Genomic DNA, 13,088 nt, shown 5'->3' with positions numbered 1-13,088 from the left:
TCACGCTCCCCTTTTGTTGTTGGCGGTGACGGCGTACTGCGGCATGGTGATGCACGCGACGTTGCCGCCACCGAGGAGGATTTCCCGGGAGTTTTCGATACCGACGATGCTGTGTTGCGGGAACAGCTCGGCCAGGGTCGCCAGCGCCACTTTGTCGTTGCGATCACCAAACAGCGGCACCACGATGGAGCTGTTACCGGCGTAGTAGTTGATGTACGACGCGCAGATTTTCGTCCCGGCCTGCCGGGTATGGGTGCTGTCCTGCTGATCCAGGCCTTCGGCTTCTTCGGCGGTCCACTCCAGCACATCCGGCTGCGGCAGCTTGTGCACGATCAACTCGCGGCCACGACTGTCGCGGGTGCTGCGCAGGATGTCGTAGGCCTCCTGATAGATTTCCCACTGCGGATCGTCGCGGTTGTCGGTCCATTGCAGCACCACTTCACCGGGGCGCACGAAGCACGCGAGGTCGTCGACGTGGCCGTCGGTTTCGTCGAACTTGCAACCTCGCGGCAGCCAGATCACCTGCTCGGCGCCGAGGTAATCGGTCAGGCGGCGGGTGACTTCGTCCTTGCCCAGGTGCTGGTTGCGATTGCGGTTGAGCAGGCATTGCTCAGTGGTCAGGATGCTGCCCTGGCCGTCGCTCTGGATACCGCCCAGTTCGGCGATCAACGGTGCGCGATAGCGGTCGAAGCGTTCGATTTCGAGGATCTTGCCGGCGATCTGGTCGTCCTTGTCCCACGGATAGTACAAGCCGCCGTCGAGGCCGCCGTAGGCGTTGAATTCGAAGTCGACGCCGCGCACTTCGCCACGCTGGTCATTGACCACAAAACACGGGCCGCTGTCGCGGAACCAGGTGTCGTTGCAAGTCATTTCGACCACGCGTACTTGCGGCGGCAACTGGCGGCGCGCGGTGGCGAACTGTGCCGCCGAGGCGCACACGGTGACCGGTTCGCTCATGGAAATGGCGGTGACGATCTGCACCCAGACTTTCTGCGCCGGCTTGGCACCGTTGCGCCAGACGTCGGTACGCTCCGGCCAGCCGAGCCAGCAACCGGACTTGGCTTCGAATTCGCCGGGCAGACGGAAACCGTCCTGTTTGGGAGTGGTGTCGAGCAAACGGGCCATGGTCAAACCTCTTCAGCGGGGATTGGAATGACCACAGGCTAAGGGCGACAGCGACTGGCTCGCCAACGATGATTATTTCGGAATACTTGAATTCAACTCATCAATCGAGCAACTGATCGTTGAACCATTCCAGCATTTGCGCCACCGCCGGACGCTCCAGCCGCAGCCGCTCGCACACCAGCGCATATTGGCCCAGCGCGGTCATGCTCGAGGTGAACGGCCGTACCAGCCGCCCGCTGAGCAAATCTTCCTGGGCCGTCAAGTTGTCGCCCATGGCCACGCCCTGCCCTTGGGCCGCGGCCTCCAGTGCCAGCCCGGCGTGGGCGAAATACAGTTGACGATCAGGGCGCTGGTCACCGGCATGGCTGGTGAGCCACGCGGTCCAGGTCTTGCCGTCCTGGTCGTCGTGCAGCAGACAGTGGCGGGCCAGGTCCTTCGGGGTTTTCAGGGTGCCCTGGTTGAACAGGCCGGGGCTGCACACCGGGAAGAACTGCAACGCAGGCAGCGGCCGAACGAAATACGCGGTGCTGTCCACCGGGCCGGTGCCGTAGGTGATCGCCAGGTCGATGTCTTCCCCGGGTGCCGTGGCGTCGATCGGCTGTTCGTACAGATGCAAGGTGATGTGTGGGTAACGCGCGTAGAAATCCGTGAGACGACTCATCAGCCACTTTTGCGCCAGCTCGGCGGTGACCGCCAGACGCAATACCGCCAGGGATGAAGGGTCGCGCAGTTCATCGCAGGCATCGCCAATCAGTTCGAAAGCCTGCTGCAAACTTTGCATCAGGCGCCCGGCGGCCAGGGTCGGGCGAATCTGCCGGCCCTCGCGCACGAACAGCGGCACACCGAGTTGCTCTTCGAGTTGGCGAATCTGGTGGCTGACCGCGCTGTCGGTGACACACAACTCGGCCGCCGCCCGACCGAAATGGGCGTGACGGGCGGCGCATTCGAAGGTTCGCAGGGCTGCCAGGGAGGGTAATCGTCGCATCAGGTCATGTCCCGGTTTCGAGGGGGACATGCTGACTTGGCCTTTCGTGGGCGTCCAGTGGGACCGCGTTATCGTTCTTCGCGAGCAAGCCCGCTCCCACACTTGGAACGCAATGCCCCTGTGGGAGCGGGCTTGCTCGCGAATAGACCGGCCCATTCACCACAAATCCAATGACCTATCACGCTGACTGATCAACGATGACACTCCCCCAAACCCGGCGCGGGCACCTGCGATCGGTGAAGTATTCATCGCCCGGGGCCGAGTGGTGAAGGCCGGCAAGAAACAGGTTTTTGCCCGCGCCGAGCTGTTCGCGCAAACAGGCGGTCAATTGAAACTGGTGGCGACCGGCGATGCGATTCTGGTGCCGGTCGAGTAGCCCTTACGGTCTAGGCTGTTCAGGGTACGCTCAAGTCAGCCGGAGGCTCCCATGCATCTCGAAGGTTCCTGCCATTGCGGCGCGGTGTCGTTCAGTTTGACCAGCGCCCACCCCTACCCTTACCAGCGTTGCTACTGCTCGATCTGCCGCAAGACACAGGGCGGTGGCGGCTATGCGATCAACCTCGGTGGCGATGCCGCCAGCCTCAAGGTTCGCGGGCGCAAACACATCGCGATTTACCATGCGCGGCTCAAGGAACAAGACGACAAGCGCGCCCACAGCAGCACGGCCGAGCGGCATTTCTGCTCGGTCTGCGCAACGGCTCTGTGGCTATTCAGCCCGGAGTGGCCTGAGTTGATTCACCCCTTCGCCTCGGCCATCGACACGCCGCTGCCGGTGCCGCCGGAGCACACGCATCTGATGCTCGGTTCAAAAGCGCCGTGGGTGGAGGTCCAGGCGCTGCCCGGGGATCAACAGTTCGATCTGTACCCCGTGGAATCCATCGCCCAGTGGCATGAGCGTCTCGGCCTGGTCTGCCGAGAATAATTATCAGTTTTTTTCATAGGGCAGTTCCCCTTTGCGTTTTTCGTTCGGTCAACCCCTCAGAAGCACTTCAACTACCGATCGATTCGATGCAAAGGGATCCCCATGTCGCACCCGCTTGTCGCCCATTTCCGTTTTGCCTTGTGCCCTCTCGCGCTGGCCTTGCCTGCCGCCCTGCTGAGCCTTGTACCCGTTGTCCACGCCGCTGAAACCGATGCCGAAAAGAACTCGGCCCGGGACGACGGCGTACTGCAACTGGGCGCAACGACCATTTCCGGCCAGGCGCTGGGCGCTACCACCGAAGGCACCCACTCCTACACCACCGGTTCAACATCCACGGCCACCGGCCTGCCCCTGTCGATCCGCGAAACGCCGCAATCGGTGACCGTCATTACCCGTCAGCAGATGGACGACCGCGGTGTGCAGAGCATCGGCGACGCGCTACGCAACACCCCCGGTATTTCGACGCAGAAGTACGACAGTGACCGCACCGAGTTTTCCGCCCGTGGCTTTGCCATCACCAACTTCCAGTACGACGGCGTGAACATTCCGTATGACGGTGTCTACGGTGAAAACCCTAACAACGGCGACGACGCGTCCAGCCTGGACCGCATCGAAATCGTCAAGGGTGCGACCGGCCTGATGACCGGTTCGGGCGACCCGTCCGCCACCGTCAACCTGATCCGCAAGAAGCCGACCAAGGAATTCAAGGCGTCGATCAGCGGCACCGTCGGTTACTGGGACGCGTATCGCAGCGTCGGCGATATTTCCGGTTCGCTGAACGATTCCGGCAGTGTGCGTGGCCGCTTCGTCGGTGCTTATTCCGACAAGAACTCCTACCAGGATCATTACAGCCAGAAAAAAGACCTGTTCTACGGCATCCTCGAAGCCGATCTGACACCCGACACCCTGCTGACCTTCGGCCTCGACAAGTCAAGCACCACCCCGCGAGGCTCGTCCTGGACCGGCAACCCGGTGTACTTCTCGGACGGAGGCCGTACCGACTTCCCCCGTCACTTCAACCCGGGCGCCGACTGGAGCCGACGTGACTTCGACGACATCACTTACTTCGCCTCCCTGGAACAAGCTCTGGCCAACGACTGGAAGTTCAAGGCCAGCATCGACCAGAAAACCACCGATCACGACACTCGCCTGGCCTCGGCCAGCGGCGGCAACCCGGACCGCGCCACTGGTGAAGGCATGTTCCTGTACTGGGGTCGCTGGGAAGGTCATCGCGTGCAAAACACCGCTGACGTGAACGTCACTGGCCCCTTCACCCTGGGAGGCCGCGAGCATGAACTGGTGGCTGGCTTCATGGCTTCCCACTCGCGCCAGACCGGCGCGACCTACGACACCAGCGCCTTCGAATTGGTCCCGGGCAGCATCTACGACTGGAACGGCGATCTGCCGGAACAGAACTTCCCGAACAACGGCAAGTACGAACGCACCCAAAGCCAGAATGGCCTGTACCTGGCCACGCGCCTGCACGCGACCGACGATCTGTCGATCATTCTCGGCAGCCGCCTGAGCACCTTCAAGTACAACGAGGATTATTCGTACTATCCGGGTGCGGGACTCGATGACACCCATGCCAGCTACAAGGAACATGGCGTGGTCACGCCCTATGCCGGTGTGGTTTATGACCTGGACGACACCTATTCTGCATACGCCAGCTACACCAGCATCTACCAGCCACAAACCTACAAGGACGCCAACGGTTCGACCCTGGCACCGGTCGAGGGCGCCAGTTACGAAGCCGGCCTGAAAGCCGCTTACTTCGACGGGCGACTGAACGCCAGCCTGGCCTTCTTCCGCATCGAGCAAGACAACCTCGCCGAATCGATCGGAACCAACCCGGTCACGAACGAAGGCATCTACAAAGCCATCGACGGCGCAACCACCAAGGGTGTGGAACTGGAACTGGCCGGTGAAGCGGCCGAAGGTTGGAACCTGTCGGCCGGCTATACCTACGCCCGCACCCGTGACGCTGATGAACAGCGCATCTTTGGCTTCCCGCTGGCGACCTCCAAACCGGAACATGTCGTGCGTACGTTCACCACCTACCGCCTGCCCGGCGCACTGGATCAGGTGACCATCGGTGGCGGTATCAGCTGGCAGAGCGCGTTCTACGGCAAGATCTACAGCCCGACAACGGGCGGCGACACCCGCATCAAGCAAGGTGGCTACCCCCTCGTCGACCTGATGAGCCGCTACCAGTTCAACGAAAACCTGAGCTTCACCGTCAACGCCAACAACGTGTTCGACAAACGCTACCTGACGGGCCTGGGCAACTTCGACACCACGTACTACGGCGAACCACGCAACGTGATGTTGACCACCAAGTGGGATTTCTAAGCTGAGCGCCCGCCAGAAAACTGATACCTGTCAGTTAACACCGGAACCTGTGGGAGCGAGCTTGCTCGCGATAGCGGACTGTCAGCCACCTCAGGTGTGACTGCCTGATCCGTCATCGCGAGCAAGCTCGCTCCCACAATGGGTTGCGGTGTTTATGCCGCAGCCGGTATGCCGCTATGGAAGCGAAATTCCACATCCGGGGATTCGATCAGTTCCTGCTCGGCGGCACGGACCCTGTCGATCACCTGGGCGATGTCCTTGGCGTCCCCATATTGGTAGGCCAGCTTCAGGTAACCCTGGAAATGCCTGGCCTCGCTCTTGAGCAGACCGAAATAGAACTTGCCCAGTTCTTCGTCCAGGTGCGGCACCAGCGCTTCGAAACGCTCGCAACTGCGGGCTTCGATGAAGGCGCCGACCACCAGGGTGTCCACCAGTTTCACCGGCTCGTGACTGCGCACCACCTTGCGCAGCCCCGACGCATAGCGCCCGGCGGACAGCTGGCGCAGTTCGATCTTGCGCCGTTTCATCAGGCGCATGACCTGTTCGTGGTGCACCAGTTCTTCCCGGGCCAGGCGCGACATCATGTTGATCAGATCGACGTGGGAGTGATACTTGGCGATCAGGCTCAACGCGGTGCTGGCGGCCTTGAATTCGCAGTTCTTGTGGTCGATCAGCAGGGTTTCCTGATCGGCCAGCGCGGCCTGGATCCAGCCGTCGGGGGTGCGGCAGCCAAGGAACTCGTGAATTTCGGGAAGGATCATGGGGCTCACGGAAAAATAGGTTCAAAACGAAGGGCGCCGATTATACCGGCCTGCCCGCAGACCACCAGTCGCCGACCGTTGATATGCATCAAGTCCCCGAATCGCCGACAGCAACTATAGTTGTGCAACGCCGTGCTTTTTCATTTTCAGGAGATCCCGCTCATGCAAGCCATTCGCAGCATTCTGGTGGTCATCGAACCCGAGCACTCGGAAAGCCTGGCGCTCAAACGGGCGAAGTTGATCGCCGGTGTGACCCAGGCGCAGTTGCATCTGCTGGTGTGCGACCCCAAGCATGATCACAGTGGCATGTTGGGTGTGCTCAAGGCCGCTTTGACGGAGGACGGCTACAGCGTCACCACCGAGCAGGCCTGGAACGACAGCCAACACCAAACCATCGTCGATGTGCAGCAAGCCGAAGGTTGCGGCCTGGTGGTCAAGCAGCACTTCCCCGACAGCCCGTTGAAAAAAGCCCTGCTGACCCCGCAGGACTGGAAGCTGTTGCGGTCCTGCCCGACTCCGGTGCTGCTGGTGAAAACCGCCGATTCATGGAAAGACAAAGTGATCCTGGCAGCCATCGACGTCGGTAACACCGACCAGGAGCATCGCCACCTGCACAACACCATCATCGATCATGGCTATGACATCGCAACCCTGGCCAAGGCCCGCCTGCACGTGATCAGCGCCCACCCGTCGCCGATGCTGTCGGCGGCCGACCCGACGTTTCAACTGAGCGAAACCATCCAGGCGCGCTATCGCGAACAGTGCAAGGCGTTCCAGGCGGAATTCGACATCGACGATGACCACCTGCACATCGAGGAAGGCCCGGCGGATGTGCTGATTCCGTTCATGGTGCACAAACTGCAGGCAGCGGTGACGGTGATCGGCACCGTAGCCCGCAGCGGGTTGTCAGGGGCGTTGATCGGCAATACGGCGGAAGTGGTGCTCGATGCGGTCGAGAGCGATGTGCTGGTGCTCAAGCCGATGGAAGTGGCGGATCATCTCGAGGAGATTGCGGACAAGCATTGAGATTTGTGGTGATTGATAGGCCGTCTTCGCGAGCAAGCCCGCTCCCACACTGGATCTTCAGCAGACACAAACTTTGTGTACGACCGAGGATAAATGTGGGAGCGGGCTTGCTCGCGAAGCTTTTAAAGTTCAGCCGCCAAAGGCGTCTTGCAGGAACCCCGGCGCAATATAGCGCTGGTAATGGGCTTCGGAGAGCAGGAAAAATTCCCGATCAATGGCGTCGCGCAATTCCGGCAGGTTCCACTCGCGAAACTCCGGCAGCAGCACCATCCCGTAGGCTTCCAGGTTGTTGATCACCCGCGCACCGCGCGCGATCAACTGGTAGGCCCAGCAATATTCCGACTGATGGGGCACAAAGCGGATCTTGCGCTGCTCCAGCTGCATTCGGAGCAGCGCCGGATCGAAAATTTCCACCTTGGCGGCCATCACCTGTGACAGCAACTGCTCAAGACGCAGCCATACCGCGCGCTTTTCTTCCTCGTTGTAACCGTTCCAGTGGATCACTTCGTGGTGGAAACGCTTGCAGCCACGGCACACCAGGTCACCGTAAACAGTGGAGCAGAGGCCGACGCAGGGAGTCTTGATGGTCTGATTGGGCATAGATAGGCAAAAACGCGAAAAAGCAGAACAGGCCGGCATGTTAGCCCTTTGTCGGCCATTGATCACCCCTCAAAGTTCAGGGCCTGTGGAGAATCGGGCTCTGGTGACCGCCACCACCAAAGTCCAATAAACACTGACTTACCTTTAATTTTTTTTTGCCGTAGAATCAGCCTGCCTTTTTAGGCGCCAATGTCCGTTAGAAGCTGTTTTCAAAGCGTCACGAGCACAGTCGTTCCTTCAGAGCGGTGTTGGCGAGGGGTTTTTCCAGCGGGGAAAAGCCCAACGCCAACCCTCATCAGCTCCCGTTCTGCAGGCGTAAAACTTTGAAAGCAGCTTCTGTAAGGAATTGTCGGTAATTCTGGCTAAGTGGCTCACAACGCCATGCAGCGCATGAGTACGGCAATTTCGGGATGAGCGTCCCGGACACCCATTTGGGACCACTGATGAGGGTAATAACTGTGCTTGAAGCCTACCGCAAACATATCGAAGAGCGCGCAGCACTGGGTATCGTTCCCCAGCCGCTAAACGCCGAACAAACTGCAGGCCTGGTCGAGCTGCTGAAAAATCCCCCGGCTGGCGAAGAAGCATTCCTCGTTGACCTGATCACCAATCGCGTTCCGCCTGGAGTGGACGAAGCAGCCTATGTAAAGGCCGGCTTCCTGTCCGCCATCGCCAAAGGCGAAGCCAAATCCCCCCTGATCGACAAGAAGCGCGCTGTTGAACTGCTCGGCACCATGCAGGGCGGCTACAACATCGTGACTCTGGTTAACCTGCTGGACGACGCCGAACTGGCTCCAGTAGCGGCCGAAGAACTCAAGCACACCCTGCTGATGTTCGACGCCTTCCACGACGTCGCTGAAAAAGCCAAGAACGGTAACGTTCACGCCCAAGGCGTGCTGCAATCCTGGGCTGACGGCGAGTGGTTCGTGAAGCGCCCGACCCTGGCCGACAAGATCAGCCTGCGCGTGTTCAAGGTCACCGGCGAAACCAACACCGACGACCTGTCCCCTGCTCCTGATGCCTGGTCCCGTCCAGACATCCCGCTGCACGCCCTGGCCATGCTGAAAATGGCTCGCGACGGCATCGTGCCTGACGCACAAGGCGTCACCGGTCCGATGAAGCAGATCGAAGAAATGCGCAACGCCGGTTTCCCTATCGCCTACGTCGGTGACGTGGTCGGTACCGGTTCTTCGCGTAAATCGGCCACCAACTCCGTACTGTGGTTCTTCGGCGACGACGTTCCTTATGTACCGAACAAGCGTGCCGGCGGTTTCTGCTTCGGCAGCAAAATCGCTCCGATTTTCTACAACACCATGGAAGATGCCGGCGCACTGCCAATCGAATTCGATGTTTCCAACATGCACATGGGCGACGTGATCGACCTGTACCCGCATGCTGGCAAAGTCTGCAAGCACGGCACCGACGAAGTCCTGACCACCTTCGAAATGAAGACTCCGGTGCTGTTGGACGAAGTTCGCGCTGGCGGCCGTATTCCGCTGATCATCGGCCGTGGCCTGACCGAGAAGGCTCGCACCGAGCTGGGTCTGCCACCTTCGACCCTGTTCAAGAAGCCTGAAGCTCCGGCTGAAAGCACCAAGGGTTTCACCCTGGCGCAGAAAATGGTCGGCAAGGCTTGCGGCGTGACCGGCGTTCGTCCGGGCACCTACTGCGAACCGAAGATGACCACCGTGGGTTCCCAGGACACCACCGGTCCAATGACCCGTGACGAACTCAAAGACCTGGCGTGCCTGGGCTTCTCGACCGATCTGGTGATGCAGTCCTTCTGCCACACCGCGGCTTACCCTAAGCCGATCGACGTGACCACCCACCACACCCTGCCTGACTTCATCATGACCCGCGGCGGCGTTTCCCTGCGTCCGGGCGACGGCATCATCCACTCGTGGCTGAACCGCATGCTGCTGCCAGACACCGTCGGTACCGGTGGTGACTCCCACACCCGTTTCCCGATCGGCATCTCGTTCCCGGCCGGTTCCGGCCTGGTTGCGTTCGCCGCAGCCACCGGCGTCATGCCGCTGGACATGCCTGAGTCGATCCTGGTTCGCTTCAAAGGCGAACTGCAGCCAGGCGTCACCCTGCGTGACCTGGTTCACGCCATTCCTTACTACGCGATCCAGGCTGGCCTGCTGACCGTAGAGAAGAAAGGCAAGAAGAACGCCTTCTCCGGTCGCATCCTGGAGATCGAAGGTCTGCCTAAACTGACCGTAGAGCAAGCGTTCGAACTGTCTGACGCCTCGGCTGAACGCTCGGCTGCCGGTTGCACCATCCAGCTGTCCAAAGAGTCGATTGCCGAATACCTGCAGTCCAACATCACCCTGCTGCGCTGGATGATCGGCGAAGGCTACGGCGATGCACGTACTCTGGAACGTCGCGCCCAAGCAATGGAAGCCTGGCTGGCCAACCCTGAGCTGCTGGAAGCGGACAAAGACGCCGAATACGCTGAAGTCATCGAGATCGACCTGGCCGACATCAAGGAGCCTGTACTGTGCGCTCCGAACGACCCGGACGACGCTCGCCTGCTCTCCAGCGTTGCTGGCGAGAAGATCGACGAAGTGTTCATCGGCTCGTGCATGACCAACATCGGTCACTTCCGCGCCGCCGGAAAGTTGCTGGAACAGGTCAAGGGTCAGCTGCCAACCCGTCTGTGGCTGTCGCCGCCGACCAAAATGGACGCTCACCAGCTGACCGAAGAAGGCTACTACGGCATCTACGGCAAGGCCGGCGCTCGCATGGAAATGCCAGGCTGCTCGCTGTGCATGGGTAACCAGGCACGTGTAGAGCCGAACTCGACTGTCGTGTCGACTTCGACCCGTAACTTCCCGAACCGTCTGGGTGACGGCGCGAACGTCTACCTGGCTTCGGCCGAGCTGGCGTCCGTGGCTTCCATCCTGGGTCGCCTGCCGACCGTCGAGGAGTACATGGAATACGCTGGCAAGATCGACAGCATGGCGGCCGATGTCTACCGCTACCTGTCCTTCGACCAGATCGCCGAGTTCCGTGAAGCTGCTGCGAACGCCAACATCCCGGTCGTTCAAGCCTAACGTTGCAACGCAATGAAAAACGCCGCCCATCGTGAGATGAGCGGCGTTTTTTTATGCCTGTCAAAAGATCAAATGTGGGAGCGGGCTTGCTCGCGAAAGCGGTGTATCCGTCACATCAATGTTGAATGTGCTACCGCATTCGCGAGCAAGTCGAATCGTCGCACCGCCGCTCCCACAGGGTATTCAGCGCGCCCTGAATCTCTTCAATCACGCACTCAGCGAATAGACCAACGCCGAAATCGCCACCAGGCCCACCGCCGTCACGAAGACATTGGACGCCTGACCGCGATAGCGTGCCATCGCCGGCACCTTGCGGATGGCGTACATCGGCATCAGGAACAGGATCGCCGCGATCACCGGGCCACCGAGGGTTTCGATCATGCCGAGGATGCTCGGGTTCAGCGTAGCGACGATCCAGCACACCACCAGCATGAACGCGGCGGTCATACGGTCCAGGGCCTTGGCGGACGGACGCTTGCCGCTCTTGACGATAAGCCCCTTGAGGCCTTCGCTGGCGCCGATGTAGTGCCCCAGGAACGACTTGGAAATGGCCACGAAGGCAATCAACGGCGCCGCGAAGGCAATGGTCGGATTGCTGAAGTGGTTGGCCAGGTACGACAGGATCGACAGGTTCTGCGCCTTGGCTTCAGCCAGTTGCGCTGGCGACAGGGTCAGCACGCAACTGAAGACGAAGAACAGCACCATCACTACCATCAACAGATGGGCACGGGACAGGATCTGCGAGCTGCGTTCCTCGGCGTGTTCGCCATAACGACGCTTCTGGTCGACCGCAAACGCCGAGATGATCGGCGAGTGGTTGAACGAGAACACCATCACCGGAATCGCCAGCCACAAGGTGTGCAGCAGCGCCGACGGCGCAGGCACTTGGCTCGCGGTGGCGAGAATGCCGCCGTTCCAGTGCGGAATCAGGTACACCGCCAGAAACAGCAGCGCCACGATGAACGGGTAAACCATCAGGCTCATGGCCTTGACGATCATTTGCTCGCCGCAGCGCACCACGGCCAGCAAGCCAAGGATCAGCACCAGCGACAACACGGCGCGCGGTGGCGGCGTGATGTGCAATTGATGCTCAAGGAAACTGCCCACGGTGTTGGTCAGTGCCACGCTGTAGATCAGCAGGATCGGGAAGATCGCGAAGAAGTACAACAGCGTGATCAGCGCGCCGGCCTTGATGCCGAAATGTTCTTCCACCACTTCAGTGATGTCGGCGCCTTCGCGACCGGACAACACGAAACGGGTCAGCCCGCGGTGTGCGTAGAACGTCATCGGAAACGCCAGCAACGCCAGGATCAGCAGCGGCCAGAAACCGCCCAGGCCTGCGTTGATCGGCAAAAACAGGGTTCCGGCACCAATCGCCGTGCCGAACAGCCCCAGCATCCAGGTGGTGTCTTGGCGATTCCAGCTCGTAAGCGTCGCGGGTGTCGCGTCTACATAGCGTTCGTTAACGCTATTGGCCTGATCATTCATCCGGTGGGATCTCCACATTCCGGTCACTTGCCACCCGGCCAGGACGCGTCGGAATACCCGACAGGCGGCGCCCGGCCGAAACAGGGGCGCGATTCTGGAGGATTAGTGAGCAGAAGCAAAGACTTAGGTGAGGAACGGTGGTACCAGATAGACGAAAGTCCCCTGTGGGAGCGAGCTTGCTCGCGATAGCTGCGGCACATCCAACATCTACTTGCCAGACACACCGCTATCACGAGCAAGCTCGCTCCCACAAGGAATTGCAGTGTTTTCGAGGCTACGTTTCATCGCCAGACAGCATCCACCGCTTGATAAAGGTCTACCATCATGTATTTTTAACCGACCTGCATTCCTTCTGGAGTCTGCCCATGCCACTGGTTCGCGTCGACATCCAAAAACACCGGGACCCCACCCACGCCAGACGCATCGGGCAACTGATCTATGCCGCCATGCGCCAGACCATTGGCGTGCCTGAACAGGACAACTTCCAGATCCTGGCCGAACACGACGAGCAGCATTTCATCTTTGATCCCGAGTATCTGGGCATCAACCGCACCGATAACCTGGTCGTCATCCAGATCACCCTCAACGAGGGGCGAACCCTGGAGCAGAAAAAAAACCTCTACAAAACCATCGCCGAAAGCCTTAATGCAGAGCTGGCGGTGCGCCTGGAAGACGTTTTCATCAATCTGGTGGAAGTGAAAAAAGAGAACTGGTCGTTCGGCAACGGGATTGCCCAATACGCCCTCTGATAGTCCACCTGCAAACCGAGA

Annotated in this window: 10 protein-coding genes; 5 read left to right on the top strand and 5 right to left on the bottom strand. The window is 60.2% G+C overall.

Going from position 1 to position 13,088, the window contains the following annotated elements; translation table 11 throughout:
* On the bottom strand, positions 1–1,125 hold the full coding sequence (gene aguA, locus KGA98_RS09305; protein ID WP_223502146.1) for an agmatine deiminase: 1,125 nt from the start codon (positions 1,123–1,125) through the stop codon (positions 1–3).
* 100 nt (positions 1,126–1,225) lie between these two features.
* Positions 1,226–2,110 carry a LysR substrate-binding domain-containing protein gene (locus KGA98_RS09300; protein WP_090454991.1) on the bottom strand — a complete coding sequence of 295 codons (885 nt, stop codon included), beginning with the start codon at positions 2,108–2,110 and terminating at the stop codon, positions 1,226–1,228.
* A gap of 427 nt (positions 2,111–2,537) precedes the next feature.
* Here KGA98_RS09300 and KGA98_RS09295 point away from each other — a divergent pair, with 427 nt between their 5' ends.
* Both KGA98_RS09295 and KGA98_RS09290 read left to right on the top strand, forming a co-directional pair.
* Positions 2,538–3,032: a GFA family protein gene (locus KGA98_RS09295; RefSeq protein WP_057715061.1), complete on the top strand. Its 495-nt coding sequence runs from the start codon at positions 2,538–2,540 to the stop codon at positions 3,030–3,032.
* 102 nt (positions 3,033–3,134) lie between these two features.
* On the top strand, positions 3,135–5,384 hold the full coding sequence (locus tag KGA98_RS09290; protein WP_223502145.1) for a TonB-dependent siderophore receptor: 2,250 nt from the start codon (positions 3,135–3,137) through the stop codon (positions 5,382–5,384).
* A gap of 152 nt (positions 5,385–5,536) precedes the next feature.
* On the opposite strand, the gene KGA98_RS09285 is transcribed toward KGA98_RS09290, so the two are convergent.
* Complete coding sequence (locus KGA98_RS09285) at positions 5,537–6,145, bottom strand: tRNA-(ms[2]io[6]A)-hydroxylase (protein ID WP_090454987.1); 609 nt, start codon at positions 6,143–6,145, stop codon at positions 5,537–5,539.
* A 162-nt stretch (positions 6,146–6,307) separates the two neighbouring features.
* Between KGA98_RS09285 and KGA98_RS09280 the strand changes: the two genes are divergently transcribed.
* On the top strand, positions 6,308–7,171 hold the full coding sequence (locus KGA98_RS09280; protein WP_057715063.1) for a universal stress protein: 864 nt from the start codon (positions 6,308–6,310) through the stop codon (positions 7,169–7,171).
* A gap of 129 nt (positions 7,172–7,300) precedes the next feature.
* Here the strand turns inward: KGA98_RS09280 and KGA98_RS09275 are convergent, their stop codons facing one another.
* The gene (locus KGA98_RS09275; protein WP_057715064.1) at positions 7,301–7,771 is read right to left on the bottom strand and encodes a DUF1289 domain-containing protein; all 471 of its coding nucleotides are present in this window, start codon (positions 7,769–7,771) and stop codon (positions 7,301–7,303) included.
* Between the two features lie 458 nt (positions 7,772–8,229).
* On the opposite strand from KGA98_RS09275, the gene acnB reads away from it, so the two are divergent.
* A complete protein-coding gene (gene acnB / locus KGA98_RS09270; RefSeq protein WP_057715065.1) occupies positions 8,230–10,830 on the top strand; it encodes a bifunctional aconitate hydratase 2/2-methylisocitrate dehydratase in 2,601 nt (866 codons plus the stop codon).
* Positions 10,831–11,037: 207 nt separating this feature from the next.
* Here acnB and KGA98_RS09265 read toward each other — a convergent pair whose 3' ends face one another.
* The gene (locus KGA98_RS09265; protein WP_057715067.1) at positions 11,038–12,318 is read right to left on the bottom strand and encodes a serine/threonine transporter; all 1,281 of its coding nucleotides are present in this window, start codon (positions 12,316–12,318) and stop codon (positions 11,038–11,040) included.
* A gap of 365 nt (positions 12,319–12,683) precedes the next feature.
* On the opposite strand from KGA98_RS09265, the gene KGA98_RS09260 reads away from it, so the two are divergent.
* Positions 12,684–13,067 (top strand): tautomerase family protein, encoded by a 384-nt coding sequence (locus tag KGA98_RS09260; RefSeq protein ID WP_223502144.1) that lies wholly within the window; start codon positions 12,684–12,686, stop codon positions 13,065–13,067.
* The last annotated feature ends 21 nt before the right edge of the window (positions 13,068–13,088 follow it).

It is taken from the genome of Pseudomonas sp. BF-R-24, assembly GCF_019947335.1.
Lineage (GTDB): Bacteria > Pseudomonadota > Gammaproteobacteria > Pseudomonadales > Pseudomonadaceae > Aquipseudomonas > Aquipseudomonas jessenii.
Note: the sequence above shows the minus strand (reverse complement) of the source record. Positions and strands in the feature narration are given on the sequence as shown.

What these genes read in the sequence shown, in the direction of transcription:
- aguA (WP_223502146.1), bottom strand. Translation starts at nt 1,125, where the DNA reads ATGGCCCGTTTGCTCGACACCACTCCCAAACAGGACGGTTTCCGTCTG.
- KGA98_RS09300 (WP_090454991.1), bottom strand. Translation starts at nt 2,110, where the DNA reads ATGCGACGATTACCCTCCCTGGCAGCCCTGCGAACCTTCGAATGCGCC.
- KGA98_RS09295 (WP_057715061.1), top strand. Translation starts at nt 2,538, where the DNA reads ATGCATCTCGAAGGTTCCTGCCATTGCGGCGCGGTGTCGTTCAGTTTG.
- KGA98_RS09290 (WP_223502145.1), top strand. Translation starts at nt 3,135, where the DNA reads ATGTCGCACCCGCTTGTCGCCCATTTCCGTTTTGCCTTGTGCCCTCTC.
- KGA98_RS09285 (WP_090454987.1), bottom strand. Translation starts at nt 6,145, where the DNA reads ATGATCCTTCCCGAAATTCACGAGTTCCTTGGCTGCCGCACCCCCGAC.
- KGA98_RS09280 (WP_057715063.1), top strand. Translation starts at nt 6,308, where the DNA reads ATGCAAGCCATTCGCAGCATTCTGGTGGTCATCGAACCCGAGCACTCG.
- KGA98_RS09275 (WP_057715064.1), bottom strand. Translation starts at nt 7,771, where the DNA reads ATGCCCAATCAGACCATCAAGACTCCCTGCGTCGGCCTCTGCTCCACT.
- KGA98_RS09265 (WP_057715067.1), bottom strand. Translation starts at nt 12,318, where the DNA reads ATGAATGATCAGGCCAATAGCGTTAACGAACGCTATGTAGACGCGACA.
- KGA98_RS09260 (WP_223502144.1), top strand. Translation starts at nt 12,684, where the DNA reads ATGCCACTGGTTCGCGTCGACATCCAAAAACACCGGGACCCCACCCAC.